Raw genomic sequence first — 21,194 nt, 5'->3', positions numbered from 1 at the left:
CCCCCTCAAACTTCTTGCGGCGATACAGCTGTAGCCCACTCACACCCTACAGCTGTATTCTTCCCTCCGCTACGATGCACTAAAATATAATAATTATTTCGATTCTTCATGCTTTATTTTGTACAGTCGCCACTGCCCGTCAAAGTCATGTACCAGTGAGGCCCACGACGCTCCCTTTTCGAACAAATCAGGATAGTTCCGATTTACCTGATCCAGCGGTACCCCATCCACCAAGCGCGTGACCAAGACATAATCCACCTTGGAAGCAGGCAGATCCATTAAAGATTCCCCAAAATCAAAATCACTCGTAATCATAAACTTCTTCGGGATTTTGCTGCTCAAAATGATCGGATAGGCGGCATAAGAATCTGTCAAAATGAGAGATGAACCATAATGCTCATCCAGCCACGGCGCTATTTTCCGCTCAATAATTTGACGTTCGTAGCTTTCATTACCACTATGCGTCAAATAGCTGTGTTCATCTGCTGCAATCGCGGGGTTCGTCAGTGCGTAGGATAACAAGCCTGCTGTTACCAACATTCCTGCTGTTACCAGAGAGATTCCGATCCCCCTCATTTTCCCCTTCAATAAACTTAGCTCATACGGCAACCAGGCAACCGTAATCGGGAACACATACATAAAATATCGGAACCACCCAAAAGAAGAGTGCTTGAGCATCAGCAAAAGCTGAAGTCCAGGCACCGATAAAAAGATTGCTAATAGCGTAAGCGTGCTCCAACTCAACAGACGTTTGTCCAACAAACGTATGAGCAAAATGGCAATCAACGGAGCAGCATACCATAAGGTTCGTTGCCCGATAAACTTTAGCATCAGCACAGGGTGGGCAAACATGGCCACAAAGCGTTGATCCTCTAACAAAGCCGCTGATTGTGTGGAATTGGAATATTGCGAGCGTAAAAAGTAAAGCGGATCGCCCATGATAATCCAGTTAAAAAAGAGCCACAGCAGACCGGAAAAAACAAGTGGCAACAACAATAGAAGCCATGTCGCTTCCACCTTGTACAGGCGCTCTTTTAAAGACAATTCCGTTCTAAACATCTCTCTGTTTGTACGCCACCTATGCAGAAAAAAGATCGTCAGCAATACACCCAAAGCCATCGCAACGCCAAGCGGAACCGCTTCATAGCGTACCCAAAAAGCCAGTGCAAGCGCAAAACCGGATACGATCAAATTCGCCGCCTTGCAATCCTTCAACCACATACAAAATCGACTCACTGTCAACAGGATGAAAAAGATATATGGCGAGTCACTTAAGCCGTTGAAGCCAAACAGAAACATAAATGGATTCAGTGAAAATAATAGCGCAATCAGCAAGCTGGTTGCACCGTGGAGCCCCAACTGTTTGCCCGTCGCATACAATAATGCCGCGCTGGCCCCTGCAAACAGGCTGCTCACAATCACTGCCGCCAGCCCGTGGGAAGCGAGTACTGGAAATAAAGGATAAAACAACAGCACAATCAGTTCCATCAAACTGGGCAGGGGATTCCATACAAACCCGATAGCACCCAAGTGTGGGTCACGACTGTATAGCACATAAAATGCGTTAGCCACTCGACTGAGCGCATCGGTATGCATATAACCAAGATACCATGCAAAATACACGCCCACGGCCAGTTCAAGAGCAGTAATACAAGCAAACAATGATAGAAATTTTCCGTGTTTTCTTAAAATCATGAAACCTCTTTCTGACGCTGTTGCGGAACGGAGAAGATCCAGTAGCGGTTCCAGAAATAATTATGAACAGGCACGATGATGGTAGTTAGTACTTCACCGATCAGATACGACCAACCGATCCAGTGAATGGTCACGTACATCAGAGCGGCATTTAAGAGCAAGCCACAGGTACAGACCAATAAATATTTAAGAAACTGGGTGCGGCTTCTCTCGCCGGTAGGCTCGAACGTCCAGTTTCGGTTCAGCACATACGAAACGAGCAATGTAACTACGAATCCGATTGTAGTAGCCATTACTGCTGGTACCGTAAACAGCTCCACCAGTAGCACAAGCACACCCACATGGATACCTGTACCCAGCAATCCCACAATACCGTATTTAATGATTGGATACTTTAGATATGAACGTCTGATCATGTTGATTAAACTCCCTGTCCACCCACAATCGGTCAGCATTCGCCCGTTTATCTGCTATCAGATAGCGAGGCCTAGCTTTAACTTCGTGATATATGGCGGCAATATATTCTCCTACCACTCCAATCGACAGCATGAGTACACTGCCAATTATCAAGAGCAGCAAAATCACAGTGGTAAAACCGGTCACAGCGTCACCCGTTAATTTGCGCATTAAGGTCTGAATCCCCAATACGACTGAAATCAGCATAAAAATGAGGCCCATCAGACTTACTACCCGCAACGGTACTGTCGAGAATGAAACGATCGCTTCTGCTGCTAGTCGAATCAGCCCTAACGGACTCCAGCGGCTTGGCCCCTCTTCGCGTGGAGCCACCCGGAATGAAATCTGGGTTTTGCGGAAACCTAGCCAGGCTGTCATCCCGCGGAAAAACGGCATCCGCTCTGGCATCGCCATCCAGGCATCCACCACTCGTCGATCCAGTAGCTTATAATCGGAGGCATCCTTGAGATTAAAGCCTGTCAATCGGTTCAAGGTCGCGTAGAACAAAGAAGCTCCGAGCTTTTTGCCCACCGACTCTTCTCCCCGAAATTCTTTCACACATTCGACCAAATCATAACCTTCATTTTGCCATAAACGTACCATTTCTCCAATCATTTCAGGAGGATGCTGCAAATCACCGTCCATGACAATAATCGCATCGCCAGAGGCATTTTCCAGACCTGCGCACAACGCCAGCTCCTTACCGAAATTCCGACTCAGCCGGAGCGCGAGCAAAGAGGGCATACGACGGGACAATTCGGACAGCTTAAGCCACGTATCGTCTTTGGAACCATCATCTACTATGATGAGCTCATAGCGTGAGGTGACAACAGACAATAACCCATCAATTACCTTAAGCGACCGCTCGAGATGCGAGCTTTCATTGTACATGGGAATGACGACGGATAAAAAAGGTGTTTTTGTCTCCATTCTTGCTCCTTCTTTCTTCATATTCAGGAGGACTGTGCCGGGGTATCATCCAAGTCGTGCATATCGGTCAGACCATGCGTGGTCTTCTCCCAATAGAACGGCTTGGTAATGAGCTGCCAAGCGGCTTTCACCGCAGCTATACTCATAAGTACCCAATATAACGGCGAGAGTAGCCCGTATTTGACCATCGCGTATGAAAATGTTCGTTCACCGCGCTCTTCCAGTTCCCCGATGACCCAATACATTCCGGCCACATTACTGAATACGAACAGAAAGTTACCGATATAAAACTCCGCGCTGGCCAGGTAATACACATAACCCGGGAATAGCTTGGGAATAAAGGACAACTCCCAGCCAAACCATAAAATAAGCAACCCCCAAAAAATCGGATTCAGCAACGGCAACATCGGAGTTGCCAGAATCATCACCTGAAAGCCGAAAAAGCCTTTCCAGCCCACTTCGCGCACCAGCTTAACCGGATTTCGCATATGAACCAGCCATGTCTGCATATACCCCTTGATCCAGCGTGACCGCTGACGAATCCAGTTGCCCACGCGGCTGTTAGCTTCCTCCCATGTGCGGGAATCGACAATAGCAGTTTTGTAGCCGCCTTTATACAGACGTATGCCCAGATCAGCATCCTCGGTTACATTGTAGGGGTCCCACGCATTAATATCTTTTAATACAGATACCCGAAAATGATTGGATGTGCCGCCTAACGGAATTGGGGTATCTAACTGCATAATACCCGGTAGCAGTAACTCGAACCACATACTGTATTCTTGAGTGAACCAGCGGGTCAGCAGATTTTGTGTACTATTAAAATAGTTGAGCTTCGCCTGAATACACGCATAATGCTCAGGGAGTGAATCGAACGCTGCAATGACCTTTTTAAGCTGATCAGCGTCGGGACGATCCTCAGCATCGTAAATCACGACAAACTCGCCACGTGCCCGAATAAGTCCGTAATTACATGCCTTCGGCTTGGTTTTCGGCAAACCGTCTGGAACGACCAGTGTCGTGTAATAGGCCGGCAGCTTCATTTCCCGAAGTAGCTCAATCGTCTCTATGTCGTCCTCTTCAATCAGCAGCCGCACATCCAGCTTGGACTTTGGATAATCCAGTTGCTCCAAATTCCGCAATAACATCGGAAGCACGCCCGCTTCCTTATACATAGGTACAAGAATGGTATAGATCGGCAGTTTCTTTTCATCCATGGCGTCAACCTCTTCCTTCGTGAAACGAAGCTGCGCCCCACGTCGGGAACCGAGATAAATGATGCCAAATTTAAATAGCGTCATGGCAAAATAAAACAGCTGAATCATCATATTGATGATCAACACTGTTTTCCAACTGTTCCAGAGGAGACCGAGCAGTGTAATCATACCCATGGCCGCGAACACCCAGAGCTGTCCCTTTGTAAAGGTCGTCCGTGCTGAATTGTGTGGTTCTTTTTCCAATAGCCCGGTCGTGCTCTCCTGCATCATTTCTTCACCGTAGATTTTACCCCAGAGTTGCTCCATCTCTTCCTTCGTAGCAAGCACCTGCTCTACCGGCATACCCAAAATTTCCTCCAGCTTCAAGCGTCGCTCTTCTGGCAGTGGATCGCTGACCGCCACAATATAACGGTTCATATATTGATGGATGACGACCACGCCATATGCCATCGCCACTTGCTCGGGTAGTTTATACGCCGCATCCAGCGCGAGTTCCTCACCAATACGCCCGATTCGGTTCTGTGTAGCAATCGCGCGGTACAGATCCGCAGGTTCCAGCATTTGCAATGACAGCAAGATGTCTCCCAGTAGTCCGCCGCTCTTCGCCTGGAACTCCAGTGCGCGCTCCAGTTGTTCCGGTAATATATAGCCGGAACGAACCAGCATATCGCCTAGGCGCTCCTTGGACTCGTCGCCGCCAACCTGTTCCTGTAGCTGCTCGGCTGTAATGAAGCCCATTTCTACAAGAATATCGCCCAGCCTGCCACCGTAACGCTTCTGGTTGCGGATGGCATCTGTCAGCTGATCACGGGTGATCATCCCGTTCTCCACCAGTTGATCCCCCAGACGGGCCTTGCCGTTTCGTCCGCTCTGCATTCCTCTTACTGCCTCTTCGCCTTCCGTACCAGAGATACTGGAAGCAGCGCCCATAGCGGTTCCTGCCGCTACCTGTTCCTGCCCAGATGCATATTGGACTTGAGCCTCCTGCACCTGTCCATCCTGTAACCCTTCATCCAGCAATTGTTCCACAGCTGCTGCTGTATCATTGGCGTTCTGTATCGCCTGGATACGTAGTTCTGTATCCTGAAGTCGCCGTTCCAACTCTTCGATATGAAAATCAAGCTTGTACAGCACCGGGGCCTGCTCTGACCGCTGAGCCTCTAGCTGTTGTTGCAGTTGTTCGATTCGCTGACGCTCTTCTTTTATTCTTCTCTTTGTTTGGCGAATTGAAACTCCTCCAACCTGCCACCTAAGCTTGTCACCCATGAATTCCCGCCCTTTCAATCCAGCGCCGCTCTTCCGCAAGCGCATCCGCAAGCAGCTGCTTTAACTCCGCATCCCGCTGCTTTTTCCGTTCCAGCGCCGCGTGGAAAAGTTCCCGCTCCTCACGCAGTAACTCCTCCGCTTGCACCCGTTCCTCATGCAATGAAGATATCAGTTGATCGGCTTCAGAAGCGCGATAACCGATCCAAGCGCTCTTTAACTGACGCGCCGTCCTTTTAGTTCTCATAATACCTCCCTGGATCATCCCGACTCTGCCTTCAGCTACGTCGCTACTTTAGAGCTTTTACTTACCGTTCTCCTAAAAAACCAGGACATACCTATGTTCTCATTCAAGCCCTTCATTTACACATTTATGAAATTCGCCTGATCAAAAGAGCCCCTAGTAACTTGACATTTATTTATTGAATATAGTTCTTGTCCTATTGAATTGGTAATTCGATGAAAAACTTAGTGCTATTCTACCATAATCATCATAGGTGTAGTATACAAAAATGTAAATTCTAGAAACTTTCACACCAGTGTATTAATAGGCATTTAGAACCATGAATTAATGCCCCAAAAAACACAAAAGACACCGCGAACGGTGCCTTTGAAACTTAGATTGCTAATTCCTTAAAATTTGATTTTACACAGCATCCCGCTGCTATGCAAGAGAATAATATCTTTCTTTACTGATTAATTTTTCGGCTTGTGCCCTTCAAACCATGTTGATGTATTCGCCAGGAGCTGTTCACTGCGCCCAATAGCTGCCTGTACCTGTCCGGTAGCGGTTCCGCCATATACATTCCGTGCATTCACTACCGCTTCTGGTTGAAGTACCTCATAGATACGTTCGTCAAACAGATCCGAAAACTGCTGGAATTCGTCCAGTGTCAGATCAAGCAAGTATTTTCCATGCTGGATGCAATACAGTACGGTTTTGCCAATGACCTCATGCGCCTGACGGAACGGAAGCCCTTTTCCGACCAAGAAGTCCGCAATATCCGTTGCGTTGGAAAAATCCTGATTGACCGCTTGACGCATACGATCCTTGTTCACCTTCATCGTGGCGATCATCGGTGCGAACAGTTGCAAGGCTCCTTCCAGCGTGGCAACGGTATCGAACATCCCTTCCTTGTCCTCCTGCATATCCTTGTTGTATGCCAGCGGCAAGGATTTCAATACAGTCAACAAGCCCACGAGGTTTCCATAGACACGTCCGGTTTTACCACGTACCAGCTCCGGTACGTCCGGGTTTTTCTTCTGCGGCATAATGCTGCTGCCTGTGCAAAAAGCATCATCCAGCTCGACAAAACCAAACTCCGTGCTACTCCATAGCACCAATTCTTCGCTTAGACGAGACAAATGCGTCATAATCAGCGAGGCGCCAGCCAGGAACTCTACGATAAAATCCCGGTCGCTGACGGCATCGAGGCTATTTTCATATACACCATCAAATCCCAGCTGCTCGGCTACAAAGTGACGGTCGATCGGAAAAGTGGTCCCGGCCAAAGCGCCAGCACCGAGCGGCAACACGTTAATCCGCTTATAGCTGTCTTTGAGTCGGTCAATATCACGTTCCAGCATAGACACATACGCCAGCAGATGATGTGCAAATAAAATAGGCTGCGCACGCTGCAAGTGCGTATATCCAGGTACAATCGTGTCCAGATTATCCTTTGCCTGGCCGATTAATGCAGCTTGTACGTCATGCAGCATACCCACCAGCGATACCACACGTCCACGCAAATACAAGTGCATATCTGTTGCTACCTGATCGTTACGGCTGCGCCCCGTGTGCAGCTTACCTCCGACCGGACCAATGGCCTCGATTAGATTTTTTTCGATATTCATGTGAATATCCTCATCCGAAACGGAAAATTCAATTTCCCCACGGCGGATACGCTCCAGGACCGTGTGCAGTCCTTCCTTGATCGTGTCTGCATCCTCCTGCGGAATAATTCCGCATTTTCCCAGCATGGCCACATGAGCCAAACTGCCTTGAATATCTTCTTCTGCCAATGCCTGATCAAACCCGATAGAAGCCGTATACTCCTCTACCAACTTGTTCGTTTGCTTCGTAAACCGTCCGCCCCATAGCTTACTCATTGCATGATCCCCTCTCTGCAATACAAGCCGCCCTCGTCGTTTGGACAAGAACGGCCCGCATCCCGTACATTTTTTTAGGTTACATCATTATTTATGATTTTGTGTTACGCCCGCGTTGACCTTTAAACGCAGAGCATTCAAGCGGATAAAGCCTGTTGCATCGCCTTGATCGTAGGCTTGTGTCGGGTCGGCTTCCATGGTTGCAATGTCCGGGTTGTACAAGCTAACCGGGCTTTTAACGCCTGCACCGATAACGTTGCCTTTGTACAGCTTCACACGCACGGTACCACTGACATTTTTCTGACTCTCATAAACCAGGGCCTGCAAAGCGACACGTTCAGGTGCGAACCAGAAACCGTTATAAACCAAGGTAGCATAACGGGTAATCAGACTATCACGCAGATTCATAACTTCGCGATCCATCGTGATGGATTCCATTTTGCGGTGAGCTGTGAACAGGATCGTACCGCCCGGCGTCTCATAGACTCCCCGACTTTTCATGCCGACAAAACGGTTTTCTACCATATCCACGCGTCCGATACCATGCTTGCCACCGAGCTCATTCAGTTTTTCCATCACTTGCAATGGACTTAGTTGTTCTCCGTTCAAAGCGACGCAGTTACCTGCTTCAAATTCCAACTCCAAATATTCTGCTTCATCAGGAGCGTCCTCAGGCGCGTTGCTGAGCAAGAACATTCCTTTATTTTCAGGAGCACTTGGATCAAACCAAGGGTCCTCCAGCACGCCGCTTTCATAGCTGATATGCAGCAGGTTACGGTCCATGGAGTATGGCTTGGCTGCAGAAGCAGTTACCGGAATGTCGTGTTTTTCCGCATAGGCAATCATTTCTGCACGGCCCGGGAACTGATTGCGGAACTCTTCCAGCCGCCAAGGTGCGATCACCTTGATATCCGGCGTCAACGCCGCCGCGTTCAGCTCGAAGCGTACCTGATCGTTACCTTTGCCTGTTGCCCCGTGAGCAATGGCTGTTGCTCCCTCGGCAATCGCAATATCGACCATCCGCTTAGCGATCAATGGACGTGCAATACTCGTTCCGAGCAAATATTGTCCTTCATATAAAGCACCCGCCTGAAACATCGGATAGATAAAATCCTTGGCGAATTCATCACGCAGATCATCAATGTACACTTTGGAAGCCCCTGTAGCGAGTGCTTTTTCCTCCAAACCGTCCAGTTCTTCCTTTTGACCGATATCTGCGGTGAATGCGATGATTTCAGCATCATAAGTTTCTTTGAGCCATTTCAGAATGACCGACGTATCCAGACCGCCGGAATATGCGAGTACGATTTTTTCTTTTGCCATTGTTGAAGTCCTCCCCGAATGCTTCTAGCCTTTATCTTCTTTACCTATCAATACCTATCAACCTTATGCCATTAAAGCAACTAACAGCGCTTTTTGCGCATGCAGACGATTCTCTGCTTCATCAAAGATGACCGAATTCGGACCATCGATTACGCCTGCGCTTACTTCTTCCCCACGATGCGCAGGCAGACAGTGCAGGAATAAATAATCCGGCTTCGCCAGCTTGACTAGCTCCTCATTCACCTGGAAGTCGGCAAAAGCAAGCTCCCGCTCCTTCTGCTCTTCCTCAAACCCCATGCTCGCCCACACATCTGTGTAGATCGCATCCGCATCTTGTACTGCTTCCTGCGGACTCTGGGTTATAACGATCTCACTCCCTGTCTGTTTGGCAATTTCACGGGAAGCTGCGACCACACTCGGGTCCGGCTCGTATCCAACTGGGCTTGCAATGGACACATGCACTCCAAGCTTTGCTCCCCCAATTAAGAGGGAATGAGCCATATTGTTACCGTCTCCGATGTAAGCCAATTTGAGCCCTTTTAGCTTCCCCTTTTGCTCATACAAGGTTTGATAATCAGCTAGCACTTGGCATGGATGCGCCAAATCACTCAATCCATTAATCACAGGAACGGATGCATAACGTGCCAACTCTACCACATTATCGTGCCCAAAGGTACGAATCATAATGCCATCCAGATAACGTGACATGACTTGAGCCATGTCGCTAATCGGTTCGCCGCGTCCCAGTTGAATGTCATTTTTGCTGAGGAAAAGGGCATGCCCGCCCAATTGATACATACCGACTTCGAAAGATACCCGTGTACGTGTAGAGGATTTTTCGAAAATCAGTCCGAGCGTTTTCCCTTTTAGCGGCTGATAAGTTTCCCCGTTTTTGTGCTTACGCTTAATTTCAATGGCGAGATCAATTAAATACTGGATTTCCTCTGGAGAGTAATCGTCCAGCTCCAGGAAGTCCCGTCCTTTCAAATTCATCTGCTGCAGTGCGCCGCTCTGGCTCATGCTATCGTCTCCTTTTACACTCTAGTCTATGATAATTTGGCCTTTACACTAAGCCAAATGCTCCCGAAACAATTCAGCAATCAAGGTTACAGCCTGATCTATTTCGTCTTTCGTTACATACAAGTTAGGCAACAGACGAATCACGTTTGGTCCTGCTGTAATGAACAGAATGCCCTTCTTCTGTCCTGCCAACACAAGCTCCGCTACCGATTCCGCACACTCAATACCGACCATCAGACCTTTTCCACGGATATCCTTTACAAAAGGGCTATCTCCAAGTTGCTTTTGCAGACTATGGAAAAGGTAATCTCCCATCTCAGCTGCACGTTCTGGTAGCTTGTCATCAATAATCGTTTCAATAGTAGCTTGAACCGCTGCCATAGCAAGTGGCGTACCTCCAAAGGTAGAACCATGACTGCCCGCTGTGAACGCTTCACGCAAATATCCTTTGCCTAGCATTGCACCCACAGAGAAACCACTGCCCAGTCCTTTCGCCAATGTAAAGATATCCGGCTCTATACCATAATGCTCAAAGGAAAACAGTTTGCCCGTCCGTCCCATACCTGTTTGTACCTCGTCAATGATCAGCAGCAAACCATGCTCGCGGCACAGCTTTGTAATCACATCTACGAAAGCAGGGTCTACCGGATACATGCCACCTTCGGCCTGCACCATTTCCAGCATAATTGCCGCCGTGTGCTCACTAATGGCTGCTTCAAGCGCCGTCTGATCATGAAGCGGAACACTTTTGAACCCGGCAGGAAGCGGTAAAAATCCCTCTTTAACTTTGTCCTGACCCGTAGCGGTCAAGGTTGCCAGCGTCCGTCCGTGAAAGGATTGCGTGAACGTAATGATTTCGTAGCGACCGGTCTGCTTTACCTTCTGGTGGTAACGACGCGCCAGCTTAATTGCAGCTTCGTTCGCTTCGGCCCCGCTGTTGCAGAAAAACACGGCATCTGCGCTGCTGTTTGCTGTCAACAAGGTAGCGGCCCGTTCCTGCCCCGGAATATGAAACAGATTAGATACATGCCACAATTCATCGATCTGTTTTTTCAATCGTTCAGCTACTGCTTGAGGCGCATGGCCGAGATTGGTAACGGCAATGCCTGACATGAAATCCAGATAACGCTTGCCCTGATCGTCCCACAGCCAGCTTCCTTGTCCTTTCACGAGTGTAAGCGGGTATCTTGCGTAGGTTGGAAAAAGGGCGCTTTCTGTCTGCGCTTTTGCCGAAACCTTTTCCATTTGCACTCCGCTTCCATCCGTACTTGGCATTTCCTCGCTCACCAGCGTATTCGGTTCCTTACTCATTATGTTCACGCTCCTTTATCGTTTGGTTATATAGGTCGAGCTATATATTGTAATTACTGCATACGCACGATGCGTGTTCCAATCGATTCTCCGCCCAGCACACGGCTTAGTACCTGCGGTTCGCTACCGTTCACAATGACGACTTCCTTCACTTTGCCATGGATACAGGCAATAGCCGCTCTCACTTTCGGGATCATACCACCGTATATTTCACCTGTGCTGATCATATCCTCAATCTCCTGTACGGTGATAGAGTCCAACACCTTCTTTTCTCCGCCATACTTCTTCAATATGCCTGGTACATCTGTAACGACGATCATCCGACTGACCCCCAGATGAGAGGCTACCGCACCCGCCGCTGTATCTGCATTAATGTTGTAACGCTGACCAGATCGATCTATCCCGATGGGTGCAATAACAGGCATATAGTCCATATCCAGTACACCTGTAATAATCGAGGCTTGAACGGACGTTACCTCTCCGACCCAACCGACCTCAGCGGCGTTCGACACAGGCTTGGCTTCGATTAAATAGCCATCACTGCCTGACAACCCCAACGCTCGGCCCCCATGCATCCCTATTCTACGTACAATCTGCTTGTTAATGCTGCCTGCCAGTACCATTTCCACGACATCCAGCACGGGTTCGGTCGTTTTGCGTAATCCATGAATAAACTCTGTTTCGATCCCAAGCTTCGCCAAGTTGTCGGAAATCGCAGGGCCACCGCCATGTACAATGACAGGTTGAAGACCTTCCGACTGCAAACGCGCCAAATCTTCAAAAAAGGAATCAGGTAACGCAGCCAGCGTACTTCCTCCGCATTTCATCACAAAATTACGACGAGCCACTCCCGCATGATTCGCTTGATCCGCGTGTTCCACTGCCGATTGCATATCATCTCTCCTTTTCTTCTCTGCATATCCGTGCAATTTTCAAATGATACTGGACTTCCATCCGCCCGTTGCTTCTATTATCTACTATCCTTATTCAATCCGTATTATTCTGGTCTCTATGTCCGATAAGCAGCGTTAATCCGCACATAATCATAGGTTAAGTCACAGCCCCATGCTGTAGCAGTTCCGTTCCCGTGATGCAAATCAACAATAATTTGCACCGTATCTCCCCTCAAATAGGCTAGCGCCTCTTCTTCGTCAAAAGCGACCGGACTCGATTGGCTTAGCACAACAATATCACCCAAGCGAATATCTACCGTATCTGGATTAACTGGCTCTCCAGCACGCCCTACGGCCGCAATAATCCGTCCCCAATTCGCATCTGCTCCGAAGACGGCTGACTTGACCAGACTGGACCCAACCACCGTCTTGGCTATCGCTTGAGCGGACGCATCGCTTACCGCTCCGCTTACAGACACCTCTACCAACTTCGTAGCACCCTCTCCATCGCGAGCAATTGCCTTCGCCAGCTCTCGGCAGATATAGGTGAACGCCTCGGCAAAAGCGTCCCAATCGGGATGCCCAACGTTCAGCTCACGATTGCCAGCCAGTCCGCTCGCCATGGCGATTAGCATATCGTTCGTGCTCGTATCCCCATCCACCGTAATCATATTAAAGCTGGTATCCGTTGCCTGCTTTAATAGTTGATGAAGCGCCGTCTGTCCGATCGCTGCATCACAGGTCATAAAAGCGAGCATTGTTGCCATATTCGGATGTATCATGCCCGAGCCCTTGGCCGCCCCAGCGATGTGTACGGTCACACCGTCCACTTCAACCGCCACACACGCTTCCTTTTTAACTAAATCCGTTGTCAGAATGGCTTGCGTAAACTGCTCTGCTCCATCGTTTGCCCCGTTCATACGGTCAGGTAAGGAGGATATACCGCCAAGTACACAATCCATTTTCAAATGCTCGCCGATCACGCCCGTCGAGGCGACGGCTACATTGCTCTCAGCAACACCCAGTTCATGAGCCGCAGCCGAACGCATAGCGTAGGCATCCTGCTCTCCTTGTTGTCCCGTGCAGGCATTGGCGTTCCCGCTGTTCACCACTACTGCCTGCAATCGGCCATCTGCCAAGCTCTCGCGGGTCACCTTCAGCGGTGCAGCCTGAAACACATTGGTGGTGTACACCGCAGCAGCTGTCGCTTCTACCTCGCAACGAATCGCGCCCATATCGTTGCGGTACGAATTTTTCAGTCCGCAGTGTAATCCTCCGGCTGTAAAGCCACGCGGAGTTACGATGTTGCCTCCGTTTACTACTGTAAACTCTACTTTGCCCATAATTATGTGCCCTCGTTCGCAACATATTCGATGAATGACAGCTGCCTGTATTCGAAATTCCGCTCGCTGACGTTTCCGTATCCAATGTTGCGGTTACTTGCTACTTACGGATATACCGGTATGAAGCCCAGCCCGAGGTTCTCCTCCCATCCCATCATCAAATTTAAATTCTGAATCGCCTGTCCAGCGGCACCCTTCACAACATTATCAATGACGGAAATAATCGTAAGGCGCCCGGTTCGAGCATCTGCTGCAAAACCGATGTCGCAGTAATTCGAACCCAATACTTCCTTCGTTGCTGGCCATATACCTTCGCCACGTACACGGACAAAAGGATGCCCTTTATAATAATCCCGGTATAACCCGATAAGATCCTGATCTGTATGGTCACCCTTCAGCGTGACATAAATTGTACTCATAATTCCTCGGGTCATGGGAACAAGTTGTGTCGTAAACGTAATCGTTACGTCCTCGCCCGCAATATCACCCAGTACCTGTTCGATCTCAGGGATGTGCTGGTGCTTATTCACCTTATAAGCCTTAAAGTTCTCGTTCATTTCCGCATAATGCGAAACGAGACTTGTTCCCCTACCTGAGCCGGATACCCCGGATTTGGCATCTACAATCAGCGACCGATGGTCAATCCAATCCGCTTTCAGCGCAGGAATAATGCCCAGCAATGTTGCGGTCGGATAACAGCCTGGATTAGAAATAAAAGAAACGCCCGCCAGCTTTTCTGCATACACCTCACTGAGTCCGTATACTGCTTGCTTGAGATACTCGGGTGAAGCCGCAGGCTTTTTATACCATGCTTCATACGTTTCTCCGCTTCGAAGCCTGAAGTCCCCGGAAAGGTCAATGACCTTCAGTCCGGCATTAAGAAGCTGCGGCACTAACTTAGTACTAACGCCCGATGGCGTAGCAGTGAAAACCAGATCGGCCTTGGCAGCAATTTCGTGGACTTCGACACCGTCCAAATCCTGCACCACAATGTCCGTCAGATGTGGAAACCCGTCACTGATTGGGACACCCGCGCTGGATGAAGAAATAACAGATACAATCTCTACTTGCGGATGATGAACCAAAAAACGAATCAGCTCCACCCCGCCATACCCGGTGGAACCGACAATTGCCACTTTTAACTTGCTGCTCACAGACCTTCCTCCATTCCGTTCCTATGAAATATGTATTATTATACGACTCTATTCATATAAATACAACACCTCATGTCATGTTATTCCTCCAAATTTAAAATATGCGCTCTTACCTATTCTTTTGACGGGCAGGCAGTACAGGCTATAATAAAGGAAATAAAAAATAGACAGAGGGCCTCTTGAATACAGTCTGCCGTTTTGCATAAAGAAAAGGGGGATATTCCCTTTAAATTATTTCACATATTGGTATTCATCTCGATTGGTCATTTGCTGCACTATATGAGCTTGTTGAACATGAAGGGAGTACACGCAGCACTACACACAAGAGCAAATCACATGGGCTGCATCTAGTGAATCTGCGCAGAGGAGCCGCTGAAGCGGATAATTAGGGTCGAAAATAAACCAAAACGTTAGGAGTGCTACACATCGAAACATGTACAGCGAATATCGTTATAGATGCAAAAGCAAAGTTAGGCGAGGGTCCCAGCTGGGATCAGCGGTTTCAGCGTTTATTTTGGGTCGATATTGAAGGCTTTCAATTGCATATCTATGATCCTTCTACGTGCACAGATCGTACAATAGATGTTGGTGAACATATTGGTGCAGTTGTACCTTATCTCAAAAATAAAGTGATCGTAGCGCTGATTAGCGGTCTATATTGTTTGGATATTGAGACAGGGGCCAAAGTATTGATCCATGATCCTGAGGAAGGTAGACTAGGTAATCGTTTTAATGATGGAAAATGCGATCCTGCAGGGCGTTTTTTAGCAGGAACAATGAGCCTAAATGACGAACACGCGCAAGGGGCATTGTATAGTTTGAGCACAAAAGGCCATGTCTCCTTACTGGTTGATAAAGCCTCCATATCTAATGGATTAGCCTGGAGCGCAGATCATCGTACAATGTATTTCATTGATACTCCAACATTGGAGGTCGTCTCCTTCGATTACGATGTGGCACAAGGCACGATTAGGAATAAGCAACTGGTGGCTAGATTGGATGAAAGTGAAGGGTATCCAGATGGCATGACAATCGATGCAGAGGGCATGTTGTGGATCGCGAGATGGGGCGGTAAACGGGTCTCCCGTATCCATCCTGCTCATGGAGAAGTGATTGCTGAGGTGTCACTCCCCGTCAATTGTGTGACTTCGTGCGCTTTTGGCGGTGAACATCTGGATGAGTTATATATTACGACTGCTCAAGATGATAATAGTGCCGATCAACCCTTAGCAGGCGGTCTATTCATGGTGAAAACAGGCGTAAAAGGGACGCCAACCTCGTATTTCAATCAAGGACAAACGGCAAATTGGCTTGAACGATTAGTAAAAAGAAACTAGCTAGTAAAGCCATTCTGAAGAGAGAAGAGCCCACTACATTAGTGGGCTCTCCTGCATGGATTCAGTTAAGAGCATGCCTCCAGAAGGCCCTCTTGGTTTCAGCTTTCCTTCTTAAACCCTTCACCCAATACCTCACGAGTATTACTAATAATCACAAAGGCTTCTGGGTCTACCAAGCGGACGAGCGTTTTAAGGCGAGTTACCTCGTTTTGTCCGACTACAACCATAAGCACAGGACGTTCTTCGTTCGTGTACCCGCCCCGTCCCGCCAGCTCTGTCAATCCCCGGTCCAAATCCTGCAAAATAGCCTGCGTGATCGTTTCTTTCTGATTGGATATGATGTAAGCCACTTTGGAGTAGCTCAGTCCCATTTCCACGGCATCAATGACTTTGCCCGTTACAAACAAGCCGATCAATGCATACAGCGCCCGTTCCGGCGAGAGGGTGAAACCAGCCAGTGTAATCACCGTGCCATCCATCAACATGACACAGAGAGAAAGACTAAAACCCGTATACTTTTGAATAATCTGCGCCAAAATAGCCAGTCCACCCGTCGAGCCCCTGCCCCGAAACACGGTACCTAAACCCAACCCTACTCCGATTCCACCATATAGCGAAGCCAGCAACGGATTTGTTGTCGGTACTGCCCAGTCCTTCGTCACATAAACGAACAGCGGAAGCATAATACTTCCCAGCAAAGAACGCAAACCGTATTTTTTCCCTAACAGCAGGACCCCTGCGATAAATAATGGAATATTCATTCCCCACTGCGTATAGGCGGGTTCCAGGCCAAACAGGTCCTCGCCCAAGATAGACAAGCCCGATACACCTCCGGATGCGATCCGGTTTGGGAGCAAGAACATGTTAAAGGTCAGCGCTGTAATGAAAGAGCCGAGTATAATCAGCAAAATATCGGTCATGTTGCGTGCGGGTCCGCTGGCGGCAATCAGAGGCTTGCGTCGTCTTCGGCGGGCAGCGGGAGGATTCAATTGAAACATCATTCGTGTTCTCCTTTAGTTAAAAAATACCGTTACACAAAAATTCCTACAGTCCGCAGGCACATGGTCTGCAGACTGTAGGAAAACGTACAGGCTATTATTCTGCGTCCAGCTTAATTTGGCTGCGCAGGTAACCATCGATGAATGGATCGAGATCGCCATCCATGACAGCTCCTACGTTGCCAGTCTCCACGCTAGTACGGTGATCCTTAACCATGCTGTATGGATGGAACACGTAGGAGCGAATTTGGCTACCCCATGCAATATCGGACTGTTCTCCGCGGATTTCGTCCAATTGCTGACGCTGCTCTTCGATCTTACGCTCGTAGAGCTTGGAACGGAGCATCGTCATGGCACGCTCTCGGTTCTTGATCTGGGAACGTTCATTCTGACAGGTCACGACAATACCGGAAGGTAAATGCGTAATCCGAACGGCTGAATCGGTCGTATTAATATGCTGACCGCCCGCACCACTGGCCCGGTACGTATCAATTTTGAGATCTTCCGTGCGGATTTCAATGTCCACATCATCCGCAATTTCAGGCACCACATCACAGGATACGAACGATGTATGCCGACGGCCGGAGGAATCAAATGGAGAGATACGAACCAGCCGATGCACGCCTTTCTCCGCTTTCAGGTAGCCGTAGGCATTATAGCCTTTAATCAATAGTGTTACACTCTTAATCCCTGCTTCATCACCCGCTAGATAATCCAGGGTCTCTACCTTAAAGCCCCGTTTTTCAGCCCAGCGTGTATACATCCGTAGCAACATTTGTCCCCAGTCTTGGGACTCAGTTCCGCCTGCTCCCGGATGCAGCTCCAGAATGGCATTAAGTTTGTCATACGGCTGATTCAAAAGCAATTGCAATTCAAACTCCTGAAGCTTGCTCAGCAGAGAAGTGACACTGTTCTCGATCTCTCCAGCCAGTGTTTCATCGCCTTCCTCATCAGCCAGCTCAGCCATCATACCAGCGTCTTCATATTCCTGACGAAGCTGTTCATAGCTGTCTACTGACGACTTAACAGCATTCATTTCTGCAATTACACCTTGAGCCTTATCATTATCATCCCAAAAGTCAGGTGCAGCCATCTTTACTTCAAAGTTTGCGATCATTTCCTGTTTGAGATCTAAGTCAAAGAGACCCCCTAAGGTTTGTTAGTTTCTTGCCTATTTCTCGCAAATCATGCTTTACACTTGGATCAATCATGATGTCATTCTCCTTTTAATATATGGTTAGGGGGATGGAGCGTTGTGAGTTACGGCTGGGTGAGGAGACGCTGCGCGAATGATTTGATCTTACGATCGCTGACGCTTCTCCAGATTCAAATCCTCCGCTTCGCTACCGACCGCCGTAAACGCCGTAAAGTCAAACTGCTTTTTAAATACCTGGCTCTGGTTATGTGAGCCAGATTAACTGCTGAATTAACTGACAAACAAGCAGATACCTGCTTGCTTGTCATAATTGTTTTAAAAGAATTGAGAGCAATCTAGCCATTCATCAATATTCAAACTGACCCTCAAACAGAAGAGCTATAAGTTGAACACATCAGTCTCACCCCTGTATGGCACAAAATGGCCGACGGTCAGTGGTTGAACTGCCGCCTGCCATTATATGCACTGCAGGGAATAGTGTATCTCAAGATTTCTCCCTTAATTTCAATCCGTTATTTTCTACGCGGACGCGAAGGAGCGGATTTCTTTTTAGGAGCCGCGGGTTCACCACTCGTCGAGATTTTGTCTTCGTCGATGACAGCTTGACGCTCTTGATTGGATTCAATTTGTGCTTTCATGATGTATGTCGCTACTTCCTCTTGGATGCTAGCAATCATAGCATGGAACATTTCGAAGCCTTCAAATTGATATTCGCGCAGCGGATCGGTACCGCCGTAAGCACGCAAGTGAATACCTTGACGCAATTGATCCATAGCATCAATATGGTCCATCCATTTGCTATCGACTGCACGCAGTACGATAACTTTCTCGAACTCGCGTACCATATCTTCGCCAATCATTTCTTCACGGCTGTGGTATCTGTTGGTAACTTTCTCGAAGATCATATCCACGATCTCCTCTTTTTCCTTGCCCCACAGGTCGTCACGTGTAAGTGTATTTTCCTCAAGCAGGTTGTTGTTCACATACTCTGCTACTTCTTCAAGTTCCCAGTTTTCAGGAATGTCATCACCGCAATGAGCTTCCACCACACGCTCAATGACAGGTTTGATCATGTCAAACACAATTTCCTTGATGTTTTCTGATTCCAGCACCTCACGGCGTTGCTTGTAAATAATAGCACGCTGCTGGTTCATTACATCATCATACTGGAGAACGACTTTACGCTGATCAAAGTTGTTACCTTCGACACGTTTTTGAGCTGATTCGATAGCACGTGTAATCATACGGCTCTCGATAGGTTGGTCTTCCTCGAAACCCAACCGCTCCATCATATTCAGTACGTTGTCCGCACCAAAACGCTTCATTAACTCATCGCCCAGCGATAAGTAAAACTGTGTGGAGCCCGGATCACCCTGACGTCCTGCACGTCCGCGAAGCTGATTATCAATACGACGGGATTCATGACGTTCTGTACCGATGATGTGCAAACCACCGAGTTCTGATACGCCTTCGCCCAGTACGATGTCAGTACCGCGTCCAGCCATGTTGGTAGCGATGGTAACTGCGCCAGCTTCACCTGCACGGGAAATAATCTCAGCTTCCTCAGCATGATACTTCGCGTTAAGCACTTTGTGACGAACGCCTTTGCGTTTCAGCATTTCAGAAAGAAGCTCCGAGTTTTCAATAGAAACCGTACCTACTAATATCGGTTGGTTCTTTTTGTTACGCTCCAGGATTTCATCTACCACTGCATGGAATTTGCCTTTCACGCTCTTGTACACTACGTCAGGCATATCCACACGCTGGTTGGGGCGATTCGTCGGGATTTGGAGCACTTCCAGACCATATATTTTTTTGAATTCTTCTTCTTCTGTTTTCGCTGTACCCGTCATCCCCGCCAATTTGCGGTACATACGGAAATAGTTTTGGAATGTAATCGTCGCTAGCGTCATGCTTTCATTTTGTACAATGATGTTTTCCTTCGCTTCAATGGCTTGATGCAAACCATCACTATAACGGCGGCCAGCCATCAGACGACCTGTAAACTCATCGACAATCAGAACCTCACCGTCAGCTACGACATAATCCACATCCAAACGCATAATAGCATTAGCCTTCAATGCCTGTACAATGTGGTGATTGATTGTAACACTTTCCTGATCGTACAAGTTTTCGAGACCAAAGAAATTTTCAGCTTTGGATACGCCGTTTTCGGTCAAAGCAACCGACTTCACCTTAATATCCAGCGTGTAATCTTCTTCAACATTCAGGCTCTTCACAAAACGGTCGGCCGCGAAATACAGCTCTGTCGATTTCTGAGCTTGTCCTGAAATAATCAATGGTGTACGAGCTTCATCGACGAGAATGGAATCGACCTCATCAATGATACAGAAGTACAACGGACGTTGAACCATCTGCTCTTTGTAAAGCACCATATTATCGCGCAGATAATCGAACCCGAACTCGTTGTTTGTACCGTACGTGATATCACAAGCATACGCTTCCTGCTTGGCGGCATGATCCATATTGGCCAAATTCAGTCCTACGGACATTCCCAGGAAGTTATAAATCTGTCCCATTTCTCCGCTGTCACGTTGCGCCAAATAGTCATTGACCGTAACCACGTGCACGCCTTTGCCCAACAGAGCATTCAAATAAACCGGCAGTGTTCCTACCAGTGTTTTACCTTCACCGGTTTTCATTTCGGCAATTTTACCTTCATGCAGCGCAATACCGCCGAGCAACTGTACGTCATAATGACGTTTACCCAGCACCCGTTTGGACGCTTCGCGAACAGTTGCAAAAGCTTCCGGCAAAATTTCTTCAGCCGTAGTCCCTTGTTCGACCCGAGCTTTAAATTCCGCCGTCTTCGCTTGCAACTCCTCATCCGAGAGCTTTTCGAAATCCGGCTCTATCTTATTGATCAGTTCAACCGTCTTCATTAAACGCTTGACATCACGTTCATTGGTATCTCCGAAGATTTTCTTAACAATTCCTAGCATGGTTTACCCCTTTCACGCAAAACAAT

General features: G+C 48.1%; 16 protein-coding genes. 1 reads left to right on the top strand and 15 read right to left on the bottom strand.

Annotated features, from left to right (window positions below; all coding sequences use genetic code 11):
• Positions 1–93: 93 nt before the first annotated feature.
• From ACL9RM_RS02955 to argC, 12 genes are all read right to left on the bottom strand, one after another.
• Entirely contained in the window at positions 94–1,695 is a 1,602-nt protein-coding gene (locus tag ACL9RM_RS02955; protein ID WP_250260292.1) for an ArnT family glycosyltransferase, read from the bottom strand.
• Positions 1,692–2,111, bottom strand: coding sequence for a GtrA family protein (locus tag ACL9RM_RS02950; protein WP_061829947.1), 420 nt, complete (start codon positions 2,109–2,111; stop codon positions 1,692–1,694). Before ACL9RM_RS02950 ends, ACL9RM_RS02955 begins: the two co-directional genes overlap by 4 nt.
• Positions 2,074–3,081, bottom strand: coding sequence for a glycosyltransferase family 2 protein (locus ACL9RM_RS02945; RefSeq protein WP_250260291.1), 1,008 nt, complete (start codon positions 3,079–3,081; stop codon positions 2,074–2,076). Before ACL9RM_RS02945 ends, ACL9RM_RS02950 begins: the two co-directional genes overlap by 38 nt.
• A gap of 23 nt (positions 3,082–3,104) precedes the next feature.
• On the bottom strand, positions 3,105–5,564 hold the full coding sequence (locus ACL9RM_RS02940; RefSeq protein WP_069290519.1) for a glycosyltransferase family 2 protein: 2,460 nt from the start codon (positions 5,562–5,564) through the stop codon (positions 3,105–3,107).
• On the bottom strand, positions 5,557–5,808 hold the full coding sequence (locus ACL9RM_RS02935) for a hypothetical protein (RefSeq protein ID WP_069292030.1): 252 nt from the start codon (positions 5,806–5,808) through the stop codon (positions 5,557–5,559). The genes ACL9RM_RS02940 and ACL9RM_RS02935 overlap by 8 nt, the downstream gene beginning before the upstream one ends.
• Before the next feature lie 449 nt (positions 5,809–6,257).
• Positions 6,258–7,670, bottom strand: coding sequence for an argininosuccinate lyase (argH, locus tag ACL9RM_RS02930; protein ID WP_013312248.1), 1,413 nt, complete (start codon positions 7,668–7,670; stop codon positions 6,258–6,260).
• Between the two features lie 87 nt (positions 7,671–7,757).
• Complete coding sequence (locus ACL9RM_RS02925) at positions 7,758–8,993, bottom strand: argininosuccinate synthase (RefSeq protein WP_250260290.1); 1,236 nt, start codon at positions 8,991–8,993, stop codon at positions 7,758–7,760.
• 63 nt (positions 8,994–9,056) lie between these two features.
• Complete coding sequence (gene argF, locus ACL9RM_RS02920) at positions 9,057–10,013, bottom strand: ornithine carbamoyltransferase (RefSeq protein ID WP_103047454.1); 957 nt, start codon at positions 10,011–10,013, stop codon at positions 9,057–9,059.
• Positions 10,014–10,061: 48 nt separating this feature from the next.
• The gene (locus ACL9RM_RS02915; RefSeq protein ID WP_250260289.1) at positions 10,062–11,324 is read right to left on the bottom strand and encodes an acetylornithine transaminase; all 1,263 of its coding nucleotides are present in this window, start codon (positions 11,322–11,324) and stop codon (positions 10,062–10,064) included.
• Positions 11,325–11,377: 53 nt separating this feature from the next.
• Positions 11,378–12,217 (bottom strand): acetylglutamate kinase, encoded by an 840-nt coding sequence (argB, locus tag ACL9RM_RS02910; RefSeq protein ID WP_061829941.1) that lies wholly within the window; start codon positions 12,215–12,217, stop codon positions 11,378–11,380.
• A 116-nt stretch (positions 12,218–12,333) separates the two neighbouring features.
• Positions 12,334–13,560, bottom strand: coding sequence for a bifunctional glutamate N-acetyltransferase/amino-acid acetyltransferase ArgJ (argJ, locus tag ACL9RM_RS02905; protein WP_250260288.1), 1,227 nt, complete (start codon positions 13,558–13,560; stop codon positions 12,334–12,336).
• Between the two features lie 104 nt (positions 13,561–13,664).
• Positions 13,665–14,714: an N-acetyl-gamma-glutamyl-phosphate reductase gene (gene argC / locus ACL9RM_RS02900; protein ID WP_250260287.1), complete on the bottom strand. Its 1,050-nt coding sequence runs from the start codon at positions 14,712–14,714 to the stop codon at positions 13,665–13,667.
• A 416-nt stretch (positions 14,715–15,130) separates the two neighbouring features.
• Between argC and ACL9RM_RS02895 the strand changes: the two genes are divergently transcribed.
• Entirely contained in the window at positions 15,131–16,051 is a 921-nt protein-coding gene (locus ACL9RM_RS02895; protein WP_250260286.1) for an SMP-30/gluconolactonase/LRE family protein, read from the top strand.
• A gap of 98 nt (positions 16,052–16,149) precedes the next feature.
• Here the strand turns inward: ACL9RM_RS02895 and ACL9RM_RS02890 are convergent, their stop codons facing one another.
• The 3 genes from ACL9RM_RS02890 to secA all read right to left on the bottom strand — a co-directional run bounded on the left by ACL9RM_RS02890 (position 16,150) and on the right by secA (position 21,168).
• Positions 16,150–17,049 carry a YitT family protein gene (locus tag ACL9RM_RS02890; protein ID WP_250262164.1) on the bottom strand — a complete coding sequence of 300 codons (900 nt, stop codon included), beginning with the start codon at positions 17,047–17,049 and terminating at the stop codon, positions 16,150–16,152.
• 97 nt (positions 17,050–17,146) lie between these two features.
• A protein-coding gene (gene prfB, locus ACL9RM_RS02885; protein WP_155765234.1) for a peptide chain release factor 2 occupies positions 17,147–18,260 on the bottom strand; the annotation gives its coding sequence in 2 pieces (ribosomal slippage) (positions 17,147–18,187 and positions 18,189–18,260; 1,113 coding nt in all).
• A gap of 457 nt (positions 18,261–18,717) precedes the next feature.
• A complete protein-coding gene (gene secA / locus ACL9RM_RS02880; RefSeq protein ID WP_250260285.1) occupies positions 18,718–21,168 on the bottom strand; it encodes a preprotein translocase subunit SecA in 2,451 nt (816 codons plus the stop codon).
• Positions 21,169–21,194: the final 26 nt, after the last annotated feature.

Source organism: Paenibacillus sp. S29 (assembly GCF_049319765.1).
In the GTDB taxonomy this organism is placed as follows: domain Bacteria; phylum Bacillota; class Bacilli; order Paenibacillales; family Paenibacillaceae; genus Paenibacillus; species Paenibacillus polymyxa_B.
The sequence above is the reverse complement of the archived record's forward strand: the minus strand, read 5'-3'. Positions and strand labels throughout refer to the sequence as shown.